Annotated in this window: 18 protein-coding genes and 1 pseudogene; 8 read left to right on the top strand and 11 right to left on the bottom strand. The window is 71.8% G+C overall.

Annotated elements, in window-relative coordinates:
- Positions 1-504: 504 nt before the first annotated feature.
- The gene (locus ACFWPS_RS40905) at positions 505-2,118 is read right to left on the bottom strand and encodes a purple acid phosphatase family protein (RefSeq protein WP_383715492.1); all 1,614 of its coding nucleotides are present in this window, start codon (positions 2,116-2,118) and stop codon (positions 505-507) included.
- Positions 2,119-2,373: 255 nt separating this feature from the next.
- Between ACFWPS_RS40905 and ACFWPS_RS40900 the strand changes: the two genes are divergently transcribed.
- Together ACFWPS_RS40900 and ACFWPS_RS40895 are read left to right on the top strand one after the other, a co-directional pair.
- Positions 2,374-3,270 (top strand): RNA polymerase sigma-70 factor, encoded by an 897-nt coding sequence (locus tag ACFWPS_RS40900; RefSeq protein ID WP_383715490.1) that lies wholly within the window; start codon positions 2,374-2,376, stop codon positions 3,268-3,270.
- A 102-nt stretch (positions 3,271-3,372) separates the two neighbouring features.
- Positions 3,373-4,119, top strand: coding sequence for an SDR family oxidoreductase (locus tag ACFWPS_RS40895; RefSeq protein WP_383715488.1), 747 nt, complete (start codon positions 3,373-3,375; stop codon positions 4,117-4,119).
- A gap of 75 nt (positions 4,120-4,194) precedes the next feature.
- Here the strand turns inward: ACFWPS_RS40895 and ACFWPS_RS40890 are convergent, their stop codons facing one another.
- Entirely contained in the window at positions 4,195-4,536 is a 342-nt protein-coding gene (locus ACFWPS_RS40890) for a hypothetical protein (protein ID WP_383715486.1), read from the bottom strand.
- 473 nt (positions 4,537-5,009) lie between these two features.
- Here ACFWPS_RS40890 and ACFWPS_RS40885 point away from each other — a divergent pair, with 473 nt between their 5' ends.
- From ACFWPS_RS40885 to ACFWPS_RS40875, 3 genes are all read left to right on the top strand, one after another.
- Positions 5,010-6,800: a CocE/NonD family hydrolase gene (locus ACFWPS_RS40885; protein WP_383715483.1), complete on the top strand. Its 1,791-nt coding sequence runs from the start codon at positions 5,010-5,012 to the stop codon at positions 6,798-6,800.
- 156 nt (positions 6,801-6,956) lie between these two features.
- Positions 6,957-7,781: a DUF1684 domain-containing protein gene (locus ACFWPS_RS40880; RefSeq protein ID WP_383715480.1), complete on the top strand. Its 825-nt coding sequence runs from the start codon at positions 6,957-6,959 to the stop codon at positions 7,779-7,781.
- Positions 7,782-7,877: 96 nt separating this feature from the next.
- Positions 7,878-8,564, top strand: a complete 687-nt coding sequence (locus ACFWPS_RS40875; protein ID WP_383715478.1) for a TetR/AcrR family transcriptional regulator — start codon at positions 7,878-7,880, stop codon at positions 8,562-8,564.
- On the opposite strand, the pseudogene ACFWPS_RS40870 reads toward ACFWPS_RS40875, so the two are convergent.
- From ACFWPS_RS40870 to ACFWPS_RS40830, 9 genes and pseudogenes are all read right to left on the bottom strand, one after another.
- A pseudogene (locus tag ACFWPS_RS40870) lies at positions 8,561-9,263 on the bottom strand (DinB family protein). The gene ACFWPS_RS40875 and the pseudogene ACFWPS_RS40870 sit on opposite strands and share 4 nt — an antisense overlap.
- Before the next feature lie 111 nt (positions 9,264-9,374).
- Positions 9,375-10,487 carry a 1,2-phenylacetyl-CoA epoxidase subunit PaaE gene (paaE, locus tag ACFWPS_RS40865; RefSeq protein ID WP_383715475.1) on the bottom strand — a complete coding sequence of 371 codons (1,113 nt, stop codon included), beginning with the start codon at positions 10,485-10,487 and terminating at the stop codon, positions 9,375-9,377.
- Positions 10,487-11,002 (bottom strand): 1,2-phenylacetyl-CoA epoxidase subunit PaaD, encoded by a 516-nt coding sequence (gene paaD / locus ACFWPS_RS40860; RefSeq protein WP_383715472.1) that lies wholly within the window; start codon positions 11,000-11,002, stop codon positions 10,487-10,489. The genes paaE and paaD overlap by 1 nt, the downstream gene beginning before the upstream one ends.
- A complete protein-coding gene (gene paaC, locus ACFWPS_RS40855) occupies positions 10,996-11,826 on the bottom strand; it encodes a 1,2-phenylacetyl-CoA epoxidase subunit PaaC (protein ID WP_383715470.1) in 831 nt (276 codons plus the stop codon). The genes paaD and paaC overlap by 7 nt, the downstream gene beginning before the upstream one ends.
- A 9-nt stretch (positions 11,827-11,835) precedes the next feature.
- A complete protein-coding gene (paaB, locus tag ACFWPS_RS40850) occupies positions 11,836-12,126 on the bottom strand; it encodes a 1,2-phenylacetyl-CoA epoxidase subunit PaaB (protein ID WP_383715468.1) in 291 nt (96 codons plus the stop codon).
- On the bottom strand, positions 12,123-13,094 hold the full coding sequence (paaA, locus tag ACFWPS_RS40845) for a 1,2-phenylacetyl-CoA epoxidase subunit PaaA (protein WP_383715465.1): 972 nt from the start codon (positions 13,092-13,094) through the stop codon (positions 12,123-12,125). The genes paaB and paaA overlap by 4 nt, the downstream gene beginning before the upstream one ends.
- Before the next feature lie 148 nt (positions 13,095-13,242).
- Positions 13,243-14,094: a 3-hydroxyacyl-CoA dehydrogenase family protein gene (locus tag ACFWPS_RS40840; RefSeq protein ID WP_383715463.1), complete on the bottom strand. Its 852-nt coding sequence runs from the start codon at positions 14,092-14,094 to the stop codon at positions 13,243-13,245.
- The gene (locus ACFWPS_RS40835) at positions 14,091-14,942 is read right to left on the bottom strand and encodes an enoyl-CoA hydratase/isomerase family protein (RefSeq protein ID WP_383715460.1); all 852 of its coding nucleotides are present in this window, start codon (positions 14,940-14,942) and stop codon (positions 14,091-14,093) included. Before ACFWPS_RS40835 ends, ACFWPS_RS40840 begins: the two co-directional genes overlap by 4 nt.
- A 2-nt stretch (positions 14,943-14,944) precedes the next feature.
- On the bottom strand, positions 14,945-16,165 hold the full coding sequence (locus ACFWPS_RS40830) for a thiolase family protein (protein ID WP_383715457.1): 1,221 nt from the start codon (positions 16,163-16,165) through the stop codon (positions 14,945-14,947).
- Between the two features lie 203 nt (positions 16,166-16,368).
- On the opposite strand from ACFWPS_RS40830, the gene paaI reads away from it, so the two are divergent.
- Genes paaI through ACFWPS_RS40815 form a run of 3 tightly spaced genes read left to right on the top strand, consistent with a single transcriptional unit; the run spans position 16,369 to position 18,671 of the window.
- A complete protein-coding gene (gene paaI / locus ACFWPS_RS40825) occupies positions 16,369-16,800 on the top strand; it encodes a hydroxyphenylacetyl-CoA thioesterase PaaI (RefSeq protein ID WP_383715454.1) in 432 nt (143 codons plus the stop codon).
- Positions 16,797-18,143, top strand: coding sequence for a phenylacetate--CoA ligase PaaK (gene paaK / locus ACFWPS_RS40820; RefSeq protein WP_383715452.1), 1,347 nt, complete (start codon positions 16,797-16,799; stop codon positions 18,141-18,143). The genes paaI and paaK overlap by 4 nt, the downstream gene beginning before the upstream one ends.
- A 42-nt stretch (positions 18,144-18,185) precedes the next feature.
- Positions 18,186-18,671, top strand: a complete 486-nt coding sequence (locus ACFWPS_RS40815; RefSeq protein WP_383715450.1) for a GNAT family N-acetyltransferase — start codon at positions 18,186-18,188, stop codon at positions 18,669-18,671.
- Positions 18,672-18,795: the final 124 nt, after the last annotated feature.

The raw sequence follows: 18,795 nt of genomic DNA, 5'->3' as shown, positions 1-18,795 counted from the left end.
CAAGTCTTGGTGGGATGTGTCGAGACAGGAGGGCGGCTCATGACGACGGACCAGGGGCCCGGTGGGAATCCACCGCGCGGGCGGGACAAGCCCGTTGCGGAGTACGTCGACAGCCGGATGTGCGGCCGATCATCCTGGGGAGAGCGACTCGGCGACCGGCCGGGACCGGAGCCGCAGGACTGGGGTGTGAAGGTGACGGACGGACCCGCCGACGGTCTCGCCGAGCTCGTCGCGGGTCTCAGAGCGGGCGGACGGGCTCGGCGACGTTCTGCGTATCGGGGCGGCCGCCGCGGGCGTCTGCGCGGTGGTCGCGCTCCTGACGGTCCGGCCGGAGACACCGGTGCCGGAGACCGTCGTCGTGGCGGCACCGGCACGAACCCGGCGGTGCGGCGGACGGGGTGGATGTGACGGACGGGGTCGAGGGCGGCTACGCGAGCCCCGAGCCGGAACGTGGTGCGGGCCGGGCGGTCGCCGCCCGGCCCGCGTTTCCCGCTGGTCGTGCGATCAGCCGGCGTGGCCGTCGGAACGCTTGCGGTGCAGGCTGAAGGTCTCGAAGACCGACAGGTCGCCGTTCGGCTTGTTCACGTTGTAGTACGTGACATGCATCCGGGTGGTGTCACCGGCATGCCTGCCGGGGTCGACGGTGAAGGCAGCGAAGCCGTAGGGGTGTTCGACGTCCCGGACGCCCACCCACACCGCCTTCTCCTGCACGTAGGTGGAGGTGCGCTTGCCGTTCGACCCGGCGGTCGACGACACGGCGGTGATCACCTTGCCCGTGCCGTCCTTGAAGAACTTCTGGTTCGTGGTGCCCGAGACACCGCCGCCGCCGAGGATCATGTGCACGGTGCCCAGGTCGGCGTCGATGTCGTCGGTGGCCTGGGAGACCGGGTTGGGCGTGAGCGTCTCGCTGCCGTTCACGACGCCGCGCACGGCCAGCGAACGCTCGTAGTTGTGCTCGTGGCCGCAGAGCACCAGGTCGACGCCGTACCGGTCGAACAGCGGGCCGTACTTCTCGCGCAGGCCCAGGTCCGCGCCGTTGGCGTCGGAGGAGCTGACCATGACCTGGTGCATGGCCACGACCACCCAGTCGACGTCCTTCGAGGAGCGCGCCGCCTTCAGTTCCTTCTCCAGGAAGGCGAGCTGGCGGCCGCCCGAGTAGCCGCTGATGTAGACGTCGCCGCCGTCCTGGAGGCAGTTGTCGTCGTTCTGGAGCACGATGACCCGGACCGAACCGGCCGTGAACGCGTACCACAGGTTGGCGAGTTCGGCGTCGGTCTCGGTGGAGGGCAGCGAGAAGTACGTCTGGAAGGCGCCCAGGCCGAGCGGGCCGTTGGCCTTCTCGATCTCGTGGTTGCCGGCCGCCGGCATCCAGGGCCTGAAGCGCGCCGAACGGGTGTTGTTGGTGAAGAAGTTGTTCCAGGTGCGCACCCGGTCGACGTCCAGGTTGGCGTAGCAGAGGTCGCCGTTGAGCAGGTGGAACAGCGGGGCGACCTGCTCGATGCCGGTGACGATGTCCTTCGTCGCGGGCGTCGAGTTGGCGTCCAGGCCGACGGTGCCGTCGGCCGCCCAGGTGACCTGCGGGGCGGACTGGTCGCCGAAGCTGGTGAAGGTGACCGGCCGGCGGCCCTGCGGAGCCGTGCGGAACGTGCCGCTGTCGGGGGTCGCCCCCTCGTGCGTGGCGAGGTAAAGGTAGTCCGTGTCCGGGTTGAGCCCCTTGAGCGGGGCGTGGTGGACGTAGACGGTGCGGTTCGAGGTGCCGTCGACGTAGGTGACGGTCTGGGCCTTCTTGCTGGAGCCGAAGCCGTGCTCCAGGGTGCCGTAGCGCACGACGGGCTTGGTCACCGGACGGTCCGTGATCCAGGACACCGTCATCTGGGTGCGGGGGTCCGCCCCGAAGGTCAGGTGCAGGCCCTGGACGGGCGGCGCGCCGGAGGAGTCCGCGGTGAGGTGGAAGGCCGGAGCGGCGAGCGGGGCGGCCTGTGCCGTACCCGCCCCCAGCAGGCCGGTGGCGGCGGCTCCCGCCCCCGCGGTCCCCAGCAGACCCAGCGCGTGACGACGGCTGAGTCCCTCCTGGCCCCCCGCCGATCTGTCCTCTGTCGACTCTGTGTGTGTGGTCATGACGCCCTCCCGACGTGCAGCTGAGCAGACAACGACCGCACCCTGACCCAGCCCAACTGCCGCCACATGAACACCACATGACCACCCGGCCATCACACGTCAGGCATCAGCCCGACAAGACCGACACGTGCCCGCGCCTTTACCGGCCGCCGACTCTTCCTTGACCTCCGCAGCGCCGCCGACACCCCGGCCGGACATGCGCCGGCCGGCGCCGGGGCGGCTTGTAGCATGCTGATCCGACTCTGGAGGACATGGATGCGCGCCGGTGACCACGCCGACTCCCTTGACCGGGCGACCAAGGAGTTCATCGCGGCGCGTCCGCAGCTCTTCGGTATCGCCTACCGAGTGATCGGCAGCGCCGCGGAGGCCGAGGACATCGTCCAGGAGGCGTGGGTGCGGTGGCAGAACACCGACCGTGCCGGTGTCCGTGAACCGGCCGCGTTCCTGGCCACGGTGACCGCCCGGCTGGCGATCAACTTCACGCAGTCGGCCCGGGTGCGCCGGGAGTCGTACGTCGGACCCTGGCTGCCCGAGCCCGTCGACACGAGCGGGGATCCGCAGCTGGGCGCGGAGCGCGCGGAGGCCCTCGACATGGCGGTCCTCTTCCTGCTGGAGAAGCTCAACCCGGTGGAGCGGGCCGCGTACGTGCTGCGGGAGGCGTTCGACTACACGTACCGGCGGATCGCGGACATCGTGGAGACGAGCGAGGCCAATGCCCGCCAGCTGGTGAGCCGGGCCCGCAAGCGGCTGACGGCGGAGCGCAGGGAACCGGTCGGCTCCGCCGAGCACCGGCGCTTTCTCGAGGTGTTTCTCGCCGCGGCGCAGAACGGCGATCTGCCGGTGCTGGAGGAGGTCCTCACCGAGGACGTGGTCAGCTATGCCGACGGTGGCGGTATGCGCGGGGCGTCGAAGATCCCCGTGTTCGGGCGGCCGCACGTCTCCCGGTACCTCGTCGCCTTCGCCCCGCGCTTCTGGCCGCAGTCGGAGGTGCGCTGGGTCGAGGCCAACGGCAGGCCTGCCGTCCTGGTCTCGGCCTCGGGGACCCCGGTGGCCCTGCTGTCCGCCGATGTGTCGGCGCGCGGCATCGAACGCCTCATGTGGGTGATGAACCCCGCCAAGCTGGCTCCCTACGTGGCGTCGCTGGACGGGTGAGGCTGCCGTTCTCCCGGCTTCTCGGGCCGCGTGTCACACGCGAGGAGGCTGCCCGGTCTCTTCGAGTGGAAGCACCAGAAAGATCCCGAGAGGAATTCCGTCATGAAGGTCGTAGTGATCGGTGGCACCGGGCTCATCGGCTCGAAGCTGGTCCGCAGGCTCGGCGAGCAGGGGCACGAGGCGGTGGTCGCCTCGCCGAGCACCGGTGTCGACACCCTCACCGGCGAGGGCCTGGCCGAGGCCCTGGAGGGCGCCCCGGTCGTGGTCGACGTGTCCAACTCCCCCTCGTTCGAGGACCAGGCGGTCATGGACTTCTTCCGGAGCTCCACGGCCAACATCCTGAAGGCGGAGGCCGAGGCCGGCGTGGGACACCATGTGGCGCTGTCCGTGGTGGGAACCGACCGGCTCCAGGGGAGCGGGTACTTCCGGGCCAAGCAGGCCCAGGAGGATCTGATCAAGGCGTCGGGCATTCCGTATTCCATCGTCCACGCGACCCAGTTCTTCGAGTTCGCGAAGGGGCTGGCCGACGGGGTCACCGAGGGCGACACCGTGCGCCTGCCCGCCGGCCGGATCCAGCCCATCGTCTCCGACGACGTGGCCGCGGCCGTGGGACACGCCGCGGTCGGCGCCCCGGTGGACGGCGTGGTGGAGGTCGCCGGCCCGGACGCGTTCGAGCTGGAGGAGTTCATCCGCATGGGGCTCGCCGCCCAGAACGACTCCCGCAAGATCGTCACGGACCCGCGGGCGACGTACTGGGGTGCCGAACTCCAGGAGGACACGCTCCTGCCGGGTCCGGGCGCGCGCCTCGGCGAGGTGCGGTTCGCCGACTGGCTCGCCCGGCAGCAGTAGGCGGCGAAGGGGCCCGGCGCGCATGCCGGGCCCCTTGGATTTGCTCCCCTGCCTACGGCCTCTTCGCTCCCCTGCCTACGACGCGCCGACCAGCACCACGGTGACGCAGATCGCCATCGCCGCGGTGATCAGGAGCATCGCGGTCAGCGTTCCGCGCAGCCAGTGTCCGAAGCGGGCCTGGTGCCGGTGTTCCACCGCGCTGACGCTGGCGGCGATGTGCTCGGTCACCATGTGGGCGACATAGGTCTGTTCCTGGAGATACCAGCGCTCGATGTCCGACTTCTGCTCCTGGGTCAGCCCCGGTTCCCGTGCGACGAAGTCCGAGACGCGCCGGCGTGCCGCTCGTAGATGGGCCTGCTGGTACAGGAAGTCCTGGATGTCGGTCAGGCCGCGGGCGGCCTCCTCGCTCGTGTCCATGGTGTGCTCCACAGGTGAGGCGGCGGCTGTCCGGCCGGTCGCTGTGGTGCTCGGGCGCGGTGTACGCGCATCAGCGCCGGGAGGGAGAGCAGCGCGCACGTGCGTATCGAGCCGGGACTGGTCGGGGCCGGCGGTCTCGCGAACGCCGTGGTGGGAGCTGGAGCAAACGGTGCGAAAGACCAGCGTGACAAGTTCCGCACGCGGCCGCAAGGGTGTCGGCACCGCGCCGGGTGCCGCGCGCCGTCTCCGCCCACCACCTCCGCCGGCTCTTCGCCGGGCCGGGCGTGGCCACCTCAAGGCGGAGAGATTATCTCCACTTAAGCTCGGACGGAAGCCTCCGGACGGCCGCACTTCTCCCTTTCTTGCGGACCTTGACAGCCCCCGTGCGCGCTTCACAAACTACCGACCATTCGGTCGATGACCCATGGCCGTGGCGCGGCTCAGACGGAGATCCCCCATCGCAAGGAACCCGTATGACGAAGAGCAAGGCCCGTTACAGGTTCAGTTCGTCCCGCACCGTCTCGGTGCTGACCGGCAGTTCGGCCGCGCTGGTGCTGGTGGCCGCAGGGCAGACGGCGACCGCGACCGCGCAGCCCCTCGCGTGGCAGCCGCCCGCGGCCTCGTACGCGGTGAGCCAACCCGTGCACACCACGGTGGCCATGGACGACGGTGTGCGGATCGCCGTAGAGATCGTCTACCCGACGGACCCGGACACCCGTGAGCGCGCGTCCGGCACGTTCCCGGTGCTGCTGACCCAGAATCCGTACGGCACACAGCGCTCCGACCCGGCGGACAACGGCGCCTACTTCGTCCGGCGGGGCTACGTCTACGTGGCCTCGGCGGTCCGGGGCACGGGGGACTCCGGCGGACAGGTCGACTGGTTCGGTGACCGGCAGGGCGAGGACGGCGCCGAACTGGTCGACTGGGCGGCCCGCACCCTGCCGGGGTCCGACGGCAAGGTGGGACTGGACGGCTGCTCCTATCTCGGGGTGAACCAGTGGTTCACGGCGGCGGCCGTGGGCAAGGAGTCCGCGCTCAAGGCCATCGCGCCGTTCTGCACCGACTCCGACTTCTACAACGACCTGACGGCCGACGGCGGCATCCCCACCTCCTTCGTGGCCGCCGTCGGCCGGGCCGAGCCCCGCGGTCCCGAGGACGATCCGGCCACCGACCCGCAGTCCGTGACCGTCGCCCAGCAGGCCGACGGCGGCTCACGCGCGTACGACGACGCCTACTGGCAGGACCGGAACGTCCAGAAGCTCATGCCGCGGGTCGTGCGCAACGGGATTCCGGCGGTCAGCGAGGCCGGGTGGCAGGACCTGTTCCCCGGCGGGAATCTCGGCGCCTACGTGGCCGCGCAGAACACCTACTTCGGCCGGCCGGCGACCGCTCCGATCAGGGCGGGCGAACCCGTCACCGGCCGGTACCAGGCGATCGTCGGTCCCTGGACCCACGGCGAGCACGTCGACGAGGCGTCGCTGCAGGCCATTCGGCTGGAGTGGTTCGAGACCTGGCTCAAGGGCGCGCCGACCGGCATGGCCGACACGTCGACGCCGCTGCACCTCTTCGAGAACGGCGCAGGCTCCTGGACCGACAGCGCCGCCTGGCCGCTGTCATCGCGGGCCCGGACCTACTACTTCGGCAACGGATACCTCACGGCGGCCAGGCCGGCGGGGCGAGCGGCCGACCGGCTCTCCTGGGCCGCGTCCAGCACTCCGGACGGCACGCTGACCTACACCACCGCACCGCTCACCCGGGCGGCGCTGCTCGACGGTCCGGCCGACGTGACCGTCTACGCCGAGGCGACCACGACCGAGACCGAACTGTCGGCGACGCTGAGCATCGTCGCGCCGGACGGAACGGTGAGCAAGCAGGCCGACGGCGTGCTGCTGGGCAGCCGGCGCACCGTGGACACCGAGCAGAGCTGGTACGGCGCGAACGGGACGCTGCTCAAGCCCGCCCACCCCTTCACCCAGGCCTCACAACGGCCCGTGACCCCCGGCAGGACGACCCGGTACGACATCTCGCTCCTGCCCAGCCTCACGAGGATCCCGGCCGGCTACCGCATCCGCGTCTCACTCACCAGCGGGCCGCCCGCCGACTTCCACTACCCCGTCTCCCCCACCTCACGACAACTGGCCGACCTCGCCGGCGGCGTGTACACGGTCGAGCGTTCCGCGGCCGCCGCGTCGTTCGTGAACCTGCCCCTGACGTCCCCCGGCACGGCACACCCGAGCGACAGCTCCTGGGGGCCGGCGTCCTGAACGACCGGGCCGCGGCCCGGGTCCCGGCGCCGGGACCCGGGCCCCGTGTCACACGACTGACAAGAAGCTGTCACACGTGGACCGGAATGCGGGTTCGCCCACCCCCGTTCTGACTGGCACGGCAGTTGACGAGCCTCGCCCGACGAAAGAGGACGCATGACGACTGAGGCCACCACGACGGATTCCCAGGTCTTCACCGAGAGCTGGCAGGACTGGCACCGCGCCCAGGAGGCCCGGATCTCCGCCCCGCACGGGTTCCTGGCCATCACCGGTCTGCACTGGCTCGACGACCGGCCGCAGCGCTTCCCCGACGCTCCCGGCGCCTGGCGCACCGGCCCCCACGGGGTCGTCGTCACCCTGGACGAAGGAGAGGAACTGGTCGTCGACGGAACGCCGGTCCGGGGCGAACACCGCTTCGGCGTACTTGCCGAGCGCACCGGCGTCGACGCGGTCTGGGGCGACGCCGTCATCGAGGTCGCCAAGCGCGGCGGCAACGACATCGTGCGCCCCCGGCACCCGGACGCTCCGCTGCGCACCGCCTTCACCGGAACACCCGCCTACGCTCCCGACCCGCGCTGGGCCGTGCCGGGCCGGTACGTCCCCTTCGACGAACCGCGGCCGACCACCGTGGGCGCCGCGGTGGAGGGCCTTGAGCACGTGTACGACGCCCCGGGCCGGGTCGAGTTCGAGCTGGCGGGCCTGCAGCTGTCCCTGACCGCGTTCCCGGGACGCGGTCCCGGCGGTCTGACGGTGCTGTTCACCGACGCGACCTCCGGGGTCACCACCTACGCCGCCAACCGGGTCCTGACCGTCGAACCGCCCGCCGCCGACGGCACGGTGGTCCTGGACTTCAACCGCGCCGCGAACCTGCCGTGCGCCTACACGGACCTGGCCACCTGCCCGCTGCCGCCGGCCGAGAACCGGCTGCCGGTGGCGGTCGAGGCCGGTCAGAGGATCCCGCGCGAGCGCGGCGGTTCCTGACCCGGGCGGCCGTAGCGAGGGGGCGGCGGGCCCCGCTCCCCGCCGCCCGGACGACGGCCGCTCGGCACACATGATCCACAGGGCTACGATGTGCCCATGGCCGAGCGTTCCCCGGAGAGCACGTCGAAGGAAGGCGAGCGCCCCCTGCGACGCGACGCCGCCCGCAACCGGGAACGGATCCTGCTGGCGGCGCGGGAGGTCTTCGGCCGGCGCGGGCTGGCGGTGACCCTGGACGACGTGGCCAAGCACGCCGGAGTCGGCGTCGGCACGATGTATCGCCGCTTCCCCACCAAGGAGGCTCTGGTACGGGCCGTGTTCGAGCAGGACCTCGCGATGCGGCAGGAGTCCGCGGAGCAGGCCCTCGCCCATCCCGATCCCTGGCAGGGGCTCGTCGACTTCCTCATGACGATGACGGCCGATCTCGCCGAGAACCGCGGCCTGCACGAGGTGGTCATGCTGGGGAGCCACAGCTCCGAGCCCTTCGAGACGGCCCGCGGGGGCCTGCTCCCCTACCTGGAGGCGCTGATCCGGCGGGCCCAGGACAGCGGGCAGCTGCGCGCGGAGGTGACCGCCTCCGACATCCCCGTCATGCAGCAGATGCTCAGCGCCGCCGCCCAGTTCACCCAGGGCCGGCGGCCCGACATCTGGCGCCGTTACATCGAGATCCTCCTGAACGGCCTGCGGCAGCGTCCCGACGACCCTCCGCTGACGACACCCAGCCTGAGCAACGAGCTGGTGGAGCAGGTGATGGGCCTGGTGCGGCCCGCGCCCCCGAAGGACTAGGCGCGAGAGGGGCCGCGGGCCTGCCACAGGTCGCGGAGCAGGGCGATCTCGGCCATGTGGTGGATGAATTCGAGGTTGGTGCCGGACACTACGTCGACGAAGGGTTCGTCTGGGTCGGAGCCGTACGGGTACTGGGAGAAGCCGACGGTGTCGAGCTGTTCGTCGGTGACGTCGGCGACGCTGTCGCGCCAGCGGTCCACTGCCGCCCAGAACCGGTCGAGGGCCAGGGCGGCGCTGGGGGTGAAGTCGACCATCTGCCGCGGATCCCGGCGGCGTTCGCCGAAGGTCCATTCCCATCCGCCCGCGAAGCCCGAGTGCAGATGTCCCAGCCGCCACGCGATCGTCGTCACCGCGGTCCGGTCGGGCTCCGTCGGGCCCGTGTGGTCGAGGATCTGCTCGACCCGTTCGACGCTCACGCTCCAGTCGTCGGCGATCTTGGCGACGGTCATGCCCGCCGCGGCCTGCCGGGCGATCTCGGCGTACTCGCCGGCCGGGATGTCCGGGGCGCCCAGGTCGAGCACCCAGTCACCCGGACCGTACGCCCGGGGCGTCCTCGCCTCGGCGCGGTGCCGGATCGCCCAGCAGCCAGGTACCGGTTCCCACAGGTACTCCTCGTCGCCGAGGCCCGTCAGACGTACCTGTGCCCTCCCTTGCCCAGTCGAACTGGTCGAGCAGCAAGCCCAGTCGGCCGGTCCCCATGCCTGGCTCCCTCCGCGGTCACCTGTCCCGCCACGCGTCAGGCGGAGGGTAACGGCTCCCCCACGGGATGCGCGACGCAATTCCGGGGCCGTGGGCGGAGGCCGCGGGCCGTCAGCTGTCGTAGTCGACCGTCAACGACTCGGAGACCGGGTAGGACTGACAGGTCAGGACGTAGCCGGCGTCCACCTCGGCGGGTTCCAGGGCGTAGTTGCGGCGCATGTCGACCTCGCCGTCCGTGATGCGGGCCCGGCAGGTCCCGCACACGCCTCCCTTGCAGGCGAAGGGCAGGTCGGGGCGGATGTGTGCGGCGGCGTCGAGGATGGTGCTCTCGCGGGGGAGCCGTGCGGTGGTGGAGCGGCCGTCCAGGGTGACGGTGACCTCGCTGGCCGGACCGGTCGCCGCCGCCTCCTCGTGCCGGACGGGCTCGATCGGCTCGTCGGCGAAGAAGAGTTCCTGGTGGATCCGGTGGGCGGGGACGGCCAGTTCCGCGAGCACCTTCTGCGCGTCGAGGACCATGCCGTACGGGCCGCACAGCCACCAGTGGTCGGCGCCCTCGATGTCGACCAGGCCGTCGATGAGCGCGCCGAGCCGGTCGCCGTCGAGGCGGCCGGAGAGGAGCTCGGCCTCGCGGGGTTCGCGCGACAGGACGTGGGCGAGCTGGAAGCGGGTGCGGTACTCGTCCTTCAGGTCGGCCAGTTCGTCGGCGAACATCACGGTGTCGGTGCGGCGGTTGCCGTAGAACAGCGTCACCTTCGAGCGGTCGTCGGCGGCCAGGACCGACTCGGCGATGGACATCATGGGGGTGATGCCCGAGCCGGCCGCGATGAGCACGTGGTGGCCGGGGACCGTGAGGTCGGGGGTGAAGGCCCCGGTCGGGGCCATGACCTCGATGGTGTCGCCCGGCCGTACCTCGCGGACCAGCCAGGAGGAGAAGAGTCCGCCGGGCACCTCGCGGACTCCGATGCGGGGCGGTGCGCCTGCCGGGGAGCAGATCGAGTAGGAACGCCGCTCGTCGCGCCCGTCGATCTCGCGGCGGAAGGTGAGCGACTGGCCGGGGCCGAAGGCGAACTCCTCCGCCAGGGCCGCGGGGATGTCGAAGGTGACCGCCACCGCGTCCTCGCACAGGGGCTGGACGGCGGCGACCCGCAGGGGATGGAAGGCTGGGCGGCGCCGGCGGGCTGTCGTCGCGGGGGCACCGGCGGTCGGTGCCGTCAGCTCTGCCATCAGATCTCCTTGACGTACTCGAACGGCTCCCGGCAGCTGAGGCACCGCCACAGCGCCTTGCAGGAGGTGGCCGCGAACCGGGAGGTCTCCTCGGTGGCGGCCGATCCGCAGCGGGGACACGGAACCGTGCGCCGGGCCGGCGACAGGTCCAGCGGGACGGGACCCGCGGGGCGCCGCGGCGCGGTGTTGGGCGGTGCGATGCCGTGTTCGGCGAGTTTGCGGCGCCCTTCTGGGGTGATCCAGTCACTGGTCCACGGCGGGTCGAGGACCGTGCGGATCTCCACGCGGCCGAAGCCGGCGTCCCGCAGCCGGGCGGCGACCCCGGCGCGCATCTCGGCCATGGCGGGGCAGCCCGAGTAGGTCGGGGTGAGGTCGGCGACCACCGTCCCGTCCGGCCGGGCGGTGACGTCCCGCAGCACGCCGAGGTCGGCGAGGGTGAGCATGGGAAGTTCCGGGTCGGGCACCTGTTCGGCGATGTGCCGGGCCCGCCGGACGTCGGTCAGGACGGTCACCATGTCGCCTCCGGGTGGGCGCGGGCCACGCTCTGCAACTCGGCCAGCAGCGGGGCGAGATGCTCGGTCCGGTCGCCGTCGCGGCCCTGCCCGGGCACCGGCGGGGCACTCGGCATGGGGAGTCCGGCCGCGTCGAGGACCTGGTGGAGATCCGCCAGCACCGCGTCGCGCACGTCGTGGGCGGCGAACAGTTCCTCCCAGTAGGGAGCCTGCGCCTCCAGGGCCGTGAGCATCCGCGCGTGGGACTCCTCGGTGCCGTCACCGAGCCGCACGACCCACTCGGCGGCGTACTGCCGGTGGTAGGCGAGCTCCTTCACTCCCTTGGCCGCGATCGCCGCGAGCACCGGGTCGGGTGCGGAGGCCAGTTCGGTGAAGTGGGCGAGCCGCCAGCTGGCGAACACCAGGAGCCGCAGGACGGAGAAGGCGAAGTCGCCGTTGGGGAGTTCGGCCAGGCGTACGTTGCGGAAGTCGTCCGGGTCGCGGAAGTAGGCGTAGGCGTCCTCGCCGCGCCCGGTCCCGTCGACCTGCCCGCAGCGCGCGTACAGCAGGCGGGCCTGGCCGAGCAGGTCGAGCCCGATGTTGGCCAGCGCCACCTCCTCCTCCAGCTCGGGGGCGCGGGTGACCCATTCGGCGAGCCGCTGGGCCAGGACCAGGGCGTCGTCGCCGAGCGCCAGGCAGCCTGCGGCCAGTGCGGCGGCGTCGACGCCCTCGGGTACGGCGGTGTCGACGCCGTGCAGCGGGTCCTCGAAGCCGGTGCCGAACGCCCAGCGTGCGTCGCTGTCGTCGTGGCCCTCGGCCAGGCTCAGGTAGACGTGGTCGTCGCTCATCGCCGGCTCCTAGATGTGCGGGACATCGTCGGGGATGTCGTAGAAGGTCGGGTGCCGGTAGACCTTGTCGGCGCTGGGGGCGAAGAAGGGGTCCTTCTCGTCCCGGGTGGAGGCGGCGATGTGCTCGGAGCGCACGGCCCAGATGCTGACGCCCTCGTTGCGCCGGGTGTACAGGTCGCGGGCGTGGGTGAGGGCCATCTGGTCGTCCGCCGCGTGCAGCGAGCCGACGTGGACGTGGTTGAGGCCGCGCTTGCCGCGGATGAAGATCTCGTACAGGGGCCAGTTCTCGGAGTCGCTCATGCCACTGCCTCCTCGCGGGCTCGGGCGGCCTGCTTGGCGGCGTGGGCACTGGCGGCCGCACGCACCCAGGCACCTTCCTCGTGGGCGGCCCGCCGGCGCTCGATCCGCTCCGCGTTGCACGGGCCGTTGCCGCTGATGACTTCCTTCAGCTCGGAGAAGTCGGGGGTGCCGAAGTCGTGGTGGCCGCGCTCCTCGTTCCAGCGCAGCTCGGGGTCGGGCAGGGTCACGCCGAGCTTGGCCGCCTGTGGCACGGTCATGTCGACGAACCGCCGGCGCAGTTCGTCGTTGCTGTGCCGCTTGATCTTCCAGGCCATCGACTGGGCGGAGTTGGGCGAGTCGTCGTCGGGCGGGCCGAACATCATCAGGGACGGCCACCACCAGCGGTCCACCGCGTCCTGCACCATCTCCCGCTGGGCGCCGGTGCCGCGCATCATGGTCATCAGCAGTTCGTAGCCCTGCCGCTGGTGGAAGGACTCCTCCTTGCAGATCCGCACCATCGCGCGGGCGTACGGGCCGTACGAGCTGCGGCACAGCGGCACCTGGTTGCAGATGGCCGCGCCGTCGACGAACCAGCCGATGACACCGACGTCCGCGTAGCTGAGCGTCGGGTAGTTGAAGATCGACGAGTACTTCTGGCGGCCTTCCAGGAGGCGCTCGGTGAGGTCCGCGCGGTCGATGCCCAGGGTCTCGGCGGCCGAGTACAGGTACAGGCCGTGGCCGGCCTCGTCCTGGACCTTGGCGAACAGGATCGCCTTGCGGCGCAGCGAGGGCGCCCTGGTGATCCACTCGCCCTCCGGCTGCATGCCGATGATCTCCGAGTGCGCGTGCTGGGCGATCTGCCGGATCAGCGTCCTGCGGTAGCCCTCCGGCATCCAGTCCCGCGGCTCGATCCGCTGGTCACGCGAGATCGTCGCCTCGAAACGGGACTCCAGATCCTGCTCGGCGTCCCTGCCGGCCGCTTCAGTCATCTCCACCAACTCCCAACCGACCATTCGTTCGGTTCATCATAAGGTGCGCCCTCCCCGGTCTGGCAAGAGTCTGCGCCGATCAGTGCGGTGAGCAGCACGCCTGCCGTGTACCGAAGGGCGGGTACCGCGCCACGCCGGCCCGCAGCGGTCACCATGTGTAGAAGCCCTGCCCCGTCTTGTGACCGAGTTCGCCGCGGGCCACCTTGTCGCGCAGCAGCTGCGGCGGTGCGAAGCGGTCGCCGAGGGTCGCGTGCAGGTACTCGGCGATGGCGAGCCGTACGTCGAGTCCGACCAGGTCGGTCAGGCGCAGCGGGCCCATGGGGTGCTTGTAGCCGAGCCGCATGGCGTCGTCGATGGCCTCGGGCGCGGCGACGCCCTCCTCGACCATGCGGATCGCCTCCAGCCCCAGGGCAAGGCCGAGCCGGCTGCTGGCGAAGCCGGGCGAGTCCTTGACGACCACCTCCTGCTTGCCCAGCGCCCTGGTCCACGCCAGGGCGGCCTCGACGGCGTGCGGGGCGGTGCCGGGGGCGACGACGATCTCGACGAGCGCGGAGGCGGGCACCGGGTTGAAGAAGTGCATCCCGAGGAAGCGGTCCGGGCGCCGGAGGACGGCGGCCAGGTCGGTCACCGAGAGGGAGCTGGTGTTGGTGGCCAGCACGGTGGTGTCGCCCACGGCCTCCTCGGCGGCCTTCAGGAGCCGGGCCTTGAGCGCCGCGTCCTCGGGTACGGCCTCCACGACCAGCTCGGCCTCCGGCGACAGGTCCGCCACCGTGGGTACGACGGTCACCCGTCCGGCCACCTGTTCCGCGGCCTCGGCCAGATGACCCCGCTCCGCGGCCCGCCGCAGGCTGCCGCCGATCCGCTCCAGCGCCCCGGCGGCGGCCTCCGCCCCGCTCTCCACGACGGTGACGGCCGAGCCGGCGGTGGCGAAGGACTGGGCGATCCCCGCGCCCATGCGGCCGCCGCCGATGACCGCGACGGTCCTGGGTGCCGACGTCATGCGCGGCTCCTCTCCTGCTCCGCGGTGTCCGACGCGCTCTCGGTCGCGGTCTCGGACGTGTACTTGGACGTGTTTCCGGATGCGTTCTTGGATGCGTCCTTGGATGTGTTCTTGGATGTGTTCTTCTCCAGGAAACGCGTCATGCGCTCCCTCTTGTCCCGGCCCTCGAAGAGCACGGCCTGTGCCAGGTCGTCCGCGACGGGGTGGGCGCCGGGCGAGTCGACGACGAGCTTCGTCAGTCGCAGGGCCGTGGCCGAGGACCGGGCCATCCGGTCGAGCAGCGCATGGGCCGCCGCCGTCAGCTCCTCGGCGGGGACGACGTCGATGACCAGGCCCGCGGCGAGCGCGGCCCGGGCGTCGAGATTGCGGCCGGCGAGCAGGATCTGCTTGGCGACCGACTCCCCGACCAGTTCCGGCAGCCGCCAGCAGGCGCCGGCCGCCGCGAGGATGCCGAGACCGGGCTCGGGGTTGCCGAAAACCGCACCGGGGCCGGCGATCCGCAGGTCGCAGGCGTAGGCCAGCTCGGCCCCGCCGCCCAGGGCCCAGCCCTCGACGGCAGCCAGGGTGGGCATGGGCAGCCGCCGGACACGTTCGAAAAGCCGGCTGTTGATGCCCTGCAGCGCCTGGTCCCGGCCGCGCTCCAGCAGTTCGGCGATGTCGGCGCCGCCCGCGAAGACCCCGCCGTGGCCGGTCAGGAGCAGCAGCTTGGGATCCCGCTCCAGCCGCTCGCAGACCTGGTGCAGTTCGCTGATCATCCGGCCGCTGATGGCGTTGCGGGCCTCGGGCCGGTGCAGGGTGACGACGACCCGGTCGGCTCGCTCGTCGACCAGCAGGCTGTCGTACGACATGGTCACACCCGCTCCACGAGAAGCGCGACGCCCTGGCCCACTCCGACGCAGAGCGTGGCCAGGCCATGGCGGCCGTTGTCCCTTTCGAGGCGGCCGAGCAGGGTGAGCAGGATGCGGGCGCCGGAGCAGCCGAGCGGATGCCCGAGGGCGATGGCGCCGCCGTCGGCGTTGACCTTGTCCTCGTCGAGCTTGAGGCGGCGGATCACCGCCAGCGCCTGGACGGCGAAGGCCTCGTTGAGCTCCACGGCGTCCAGGTCGCCGGTCTGCCGGCCGGCGCGGGCCAGGGCCTTCTCGGTGGCGGGGACCGGGCCGAGACCCATGAGGTTGGGCTGGACACCGGCGGAGGCCGAGGCGACGATCCGGGCCCGCGGGGTGAGGCCGTACCGCTCGACCGCCTCGGCACTCGCCACCACCAGGGCGGCCGCGCCGTCGGACAGCGGTGAGGAGGAGCCCGCCGTCACGACGCCGTCCGCGCGGAAGACGGTGCGCAGGGAGCCCAGCTTCTCCAGGGTGGTGGAGGGGCGGGGGCCCTCGTCCCGGGTGACCTCGCCGTCGTGCACCGGTACGGGCACGATCTCGCGGTCGAAGCGGCCCGCCTCCTGGGCTGCCACGGCCCGCTGGTGGCTGCGCAGCGCGAAGGCGTCGGAGTCGGCGCGGGTGATGCCGTCGAGGGCGGCGACCTCTTCCGCGGTCTCTCCCATGGCGAGCGTGACCTTGACCGTCTCGGGTCCGGCGTCCCCGGGCACGGCGCGGTCGGCGGCGGTGAAGCGCGGGTTGGTGAACCGCCAGCCCAGGGCGGTGTCGTGCACCTGCCCCGGCTTGGCCCACGGGGTGCCGGGCTTCTCCATGACCCAGGGCGCCCGGGTCATGGACTCCACTCCCCCGGCGACCACGAGGTCCGCTTCGCCGGCGCGGATCGTCTGGGCCGCGGAGGCCACGGCGGTCAGGCCCGACGCGCACAGCCGGTTGACGGTGTAGCCGGGCACGGTGTGCGGGAGTCCGGCGAGCAGCACCGCCATCCGGGCCACGTCCCGGTTGTCCTCACCCGCCTGGTTGGCGGCTCCCAGGACGACCTCGTCCACGGCCTCACCGGGGACACCGGAACGCCGGACGGCCTCGCCGACGACGAGAGCGGCCAGGTCGTCGGGCCGTACGGAGGCCAGGGCGCCGCCGTAGCGGCCCTGCGGGGTGCGGGCCCCGTCGATCAGGTAGACGTCGGGCATCGGGCGGTCTCCTCGGCTTCGGGTGGACGGGGCGCCGCGGCTGCGGGACGGCGCGGCACGCGGTGGCGAAGGCGGCGTCGGACAGGGGGGGCGGGCGCTTCCGCGGCCTGCAGTCCGCCTCTTGACATGCAGGTGTGTTGCTGGATTACCTTGGCCGAACCGCACGCTAACCGAATGTTCGGTCGGTTCACAAGGTGGTGGAAATGACGACCCAGGTACCCGGGACGACACCTGGCCCCGTCGAGACGATGTTCGCCGCGGACGAGGCGTCCCGGCGGCTGGGGATCGAGTTGCTGGAGCACGGCGAGGGGACGGCCGTACTGCGGATGACCGTGACCGCCTCGCAGGTCGACGGAGACCGGATCGCCCACGGCGGCCATGTGTTCCTGCTCGCCGACACGGCGTTCGCCTGTGCCTGCAACAGCCATGGGCCGGTGACGGTCGCCGCCGGCGCCGACATCGACTTCGTCGCGCCCGCCTACGAGGGCGATGGGCTGGTCGCCACCGCACGCGAGCGCGTCCGGTTCGGCCGCAGCGGTGTCTACGACGTGAGTGTCGTGCGTGGCGACGAGGTGATCGCGGAGTTCCGCGGCCGCAGTCGCATCCTGCGCGCGCAGAAAGAGGAGCCGCAATGAGCAGCGAAGCGACCGTGTCCGAGCCCAGGGGCACCCGCCGGGGAGAACCGCTTCCCGAGGCCCTGCTGGACGACGCCGAGCGGATGTCCCGCGAGGAGGTCCGGGCGCTCCAGCTCACCAGGCTGCGCACGACGCTGCGGCACGCGTACGACAACGTGGAGCTGTACCGCAAGAAGTTCGACGCGGCCGGCGTGCGCCCGGACGACTGCCACACCCTCGCCGATCTCGCCCGTTTCCCCTTCACGACCAAGGCGGACCTGCGGGACACCTACCCCTTCGGCATGTTCGCCGTGCCGATGTCCGAGGTGCGGCGCGTGCACGCCTCCAGCGGCACCACCGGCCGCCCCACCGTGGTCGGCTACACGGACAACGACCTGTCGATGTGGGCGGACGTCGTCGCCCGTTCCATCCGGGCCGCCGGCGGCCGTCCGGGGCACAAGGTCCATGTCGCTTACGGCTACGGCCTGTTCACCGGCGGTCTGGGCGCCCACTACGGCGCCGAGCGCGCCGGCTGCACCGTGATCCCCGCCTCCGGCGGCATGACCGCCCGCCAGGTGCAGATCATCCAGGACTTCCGGCCCGAGATCATCATGGTCACGCCCTCCTACATGCTGACCCTGCTCGACGAGTTCGAGCGCCAGGGCGTCGATCCGCGCTCCACCTCCCTGAAGGTCGGCATCTTCGGCGCGGAGCCCTGGACGGAGGAGATGCGCCGCGAGATCGAGGAGCGCATGGACATCCACGCGGTCGACATCTACGGGCTGTCCGAGGTCATCGGCCCCGGGGTCGCGCAGGAGTGCGTGGAGACCAAGGACGGGCTGCACGTCTGGGAGGACCACTTCTACCCGGAGATCGTGGACCCGCTGGGCGAGGAGGTGCAGGCCGAGGGCGAGAGCGGCGAGCTGGTCTTCACCTCGCTCACCAAGGAGGCGCTGCCCATCATCCGTTACCGCACCAGGGACCTGACGCGGCTGCTGCCCGGCACGGCACGGCCCGGCTTCCGCCGGATCGAGAAGATCACCGGCCGCAGCGACGACATGATCATCCTGCGTGGGGTGAACGTCTTCCCCAGCCAGGTGGAGGAGATCGTGCTGCGGACGCCGGGTGTGGCCCCGCACTTCCAGATCCAGATCAGCCGGCGCGGGCGGATGGACCACATGACGGTCCGGGTGGAGGCGCGGCCGGACGCCGCCCCCGCCGACCGTGAGGCCGCCGTACGGACCATCGCCCAGGGCATCAAGGACGGCGTCGGGGTCTCCGTGGAGGTCGCCGTCGTCGAGCCGGAGACGCTGGAGCGCTCGGTCGGCAAGATCCGCCGGGTGAAGGACCTGCGCAAGGCTTAATGCGTTGGCGGGCCGGCGGCCGGGGTGCCTACCGTCCTCCCCATGCCCGAACTCCAGTTGCTCCGCCCGGACCACTTCCCGGCACTGCTCGCCTTCGAGCAGGAGAACCGCGCCTATTTCGCGGCGACGGTCCCTGATCGCGGCGACGACTACTTCGCCCGGTTCGACGAGCGGCTCCGGGCGCTGCTGGCCGAGCAGGAGGCCGGGATCTGCTACTTCCATGTGCTGGTCGAGGCCGCGGGCGAGGTACTGGGGCGAGTCAATCTGGTGGACGTCGAGGACGGCGGTGCCGACCTGGGGTACCGGATCGCGGAGCGGGCCGCCGGGCGGGGCCTCGCCACCTGGGGCGTACGGGAGGTGTGCCGACGCGCCGTCGACGCCTACGGACTGACCACCCTGCGGGCCGCCACCACCCTCGGCAACACGGCGTCCCGGGCCGTCCTGGCCCGGACCGGATTCACCGTGACCGGGGAGACACGGCTCTCCGGGCGGCCGGGGCTGACGTATGTGCTCCGCCTTCAGCCCTGAGCGCTGCGCTGGAATTGCCGACATGAGCCGTCGTGCGTCCGCGGCGCCGTCGTGGCTGGTCGCGCCCACGCGGCGGTAGCCGCACATGCAATGCAGCCCCGCGCCCCGATCGGGGGGCTAACGA

Origin of the sequence: Streptomyces sp. NPDC058457 (genome assembly GCF_042720695.1) — a bacterium.
In the GTDB taxonomy this organism is placed as follows: domain Bacteria; phylum Actinomycetota; class Actinomycetes; order Streptomycetales; family Streptomycetaceae; genus Streptomyces.
This window is presented reverse-complemented; position numbering and strand designations above follow the sequence as displayed.

Excerpts from the sequence above, each read along its gene's own strand:
- ACFWPS_RS40905 (WP_383715492.1), bottom strand. The coding sequence starts at position 2,118 with ATGACCACACACACAGAGTCGACAGAGGACAGATCGGCGGGGGGCCAG.
- ACFWPS_RS40900 (WP_383715490.1), top strand. The coding sequence starts at position 2,374 with ATGCGCGCCGGTGACCACGCCGACTCCCTTGACCGGGCGACCAAGGAG.
- ACFWPS_RS40895 (WP_383715488.1), top strand. The coding sequence starts at position 3,373 with ATGAAGGTCGTAGTGATCGGTGGCACCGGGCTCATCGGCTCGAAGCTG.
- ACFWPS_RS40890 (WP_383715486.1), bottom strand. The coding sequence starts at position 4,536 with ATGGACACGAGCGAGGAGGCCGCCCGCGGCCTGACCGACATCCAGGAC.
- ACFWPS_RS40885 (WP_383715483.1), top strand. The coding sequence starts at position 5,010 with ATGACGAAGAGCAAGGCCCGTTACAGGTTCAGTTCGTCCCGCACCGTC.
- ACFWPS_RS40880 (WP_383715480.1), top strand. The coding sequence starts at position 6,957 with ATGACGACTGAGGCCACCACGACGGATTCCCAGGTCTTCACCGAGAGC.
- ACFWPS_RS40875 (WP_383715478.1), top strand. The coding sequence starts at position 7,878 with ATGGCCGAGCGTTCCCCGGAGAGCACGTCGAAGGAAGGCGAGCGCCCC.
- paaE (WP_383715475.1), bottom strand. The coding sequence starts at position 10,487 with ATGGCAGAGCTGACGGCACCGACCGCCGGTGCCCCCGCGACGACAGCC.
- paaD (WP_383715472.1), bottom strand. The coding sequence starts at position 11,002 with ATGGTGACCGTCCTGACCGACGTCCGGCGGGCCCGGCACATCGCCGAA.
- paaC (WP_383715470.1), bottom strand. The coding sequence starts at position 11,826 with ATGAGCGACGACCACGTCTACCTGAGCCTGGCCGAGGGCCACGACGAC.
- paaB (WP_383715468.1), bottom strand. The coding sequence starts at position 12,126 with ATGAGCGACTCCGAGAACTGGCCCCTGTACGAGATCTTCATCCGCGGC.
- paaA (WP_383715465.1), bottom strand. The coding sequence starts at position 13,094 with ATGACTGAAGCGGCCGGCAGGGACGCCGAGCAGGATCTGGAGTCCCGT.
- ACFWPS_RS40840 (WP_383715463.1), bottom strand. The coding sequence starts at position 14,094 with ATGACGTCGGCACCCAGGACCGTCGCGGTCATCGGCGGCGGCCGCATG.
- ACFWPS_RS40835 (WP_383715460.1), bottom strand. The coding sequence starts at position 14,942 with ATGTCGTACGACAGCCTGCTGGTCGACGAGCGAGCCGACCGGGTCGTC.
- ACFWPS_RS40830 (WP_383715457.1), bottom strand. The coding sequence starts at position 16,165 with ATGCCCGACGTCTACCTGATCGACGGGGCCCGCACCCCGCAGGGCCGC.
- paaI (WP_383715454.1), top strand. The coding sequence starts at position 16,369 with ATGACGACCCAGGTACCCGGGACGACACCTGGCCCCGTCGAGACGATG.
- paaK (WP_383715452.1), top strand. The coding sequence starts at position 16,797 with ATGAGCAGCGAAGCGACCGTGTCCGAGCCCAGGGGCACCCGCCGGGGA.
- ACFWPS_RS40815 (WP_383715450.1), top strand. The coding sequence starts at position 18,186 with ATGCCCGAACTCCAGTTGCTCCGCCCGGACCACTTCCCGGCACTGCTC.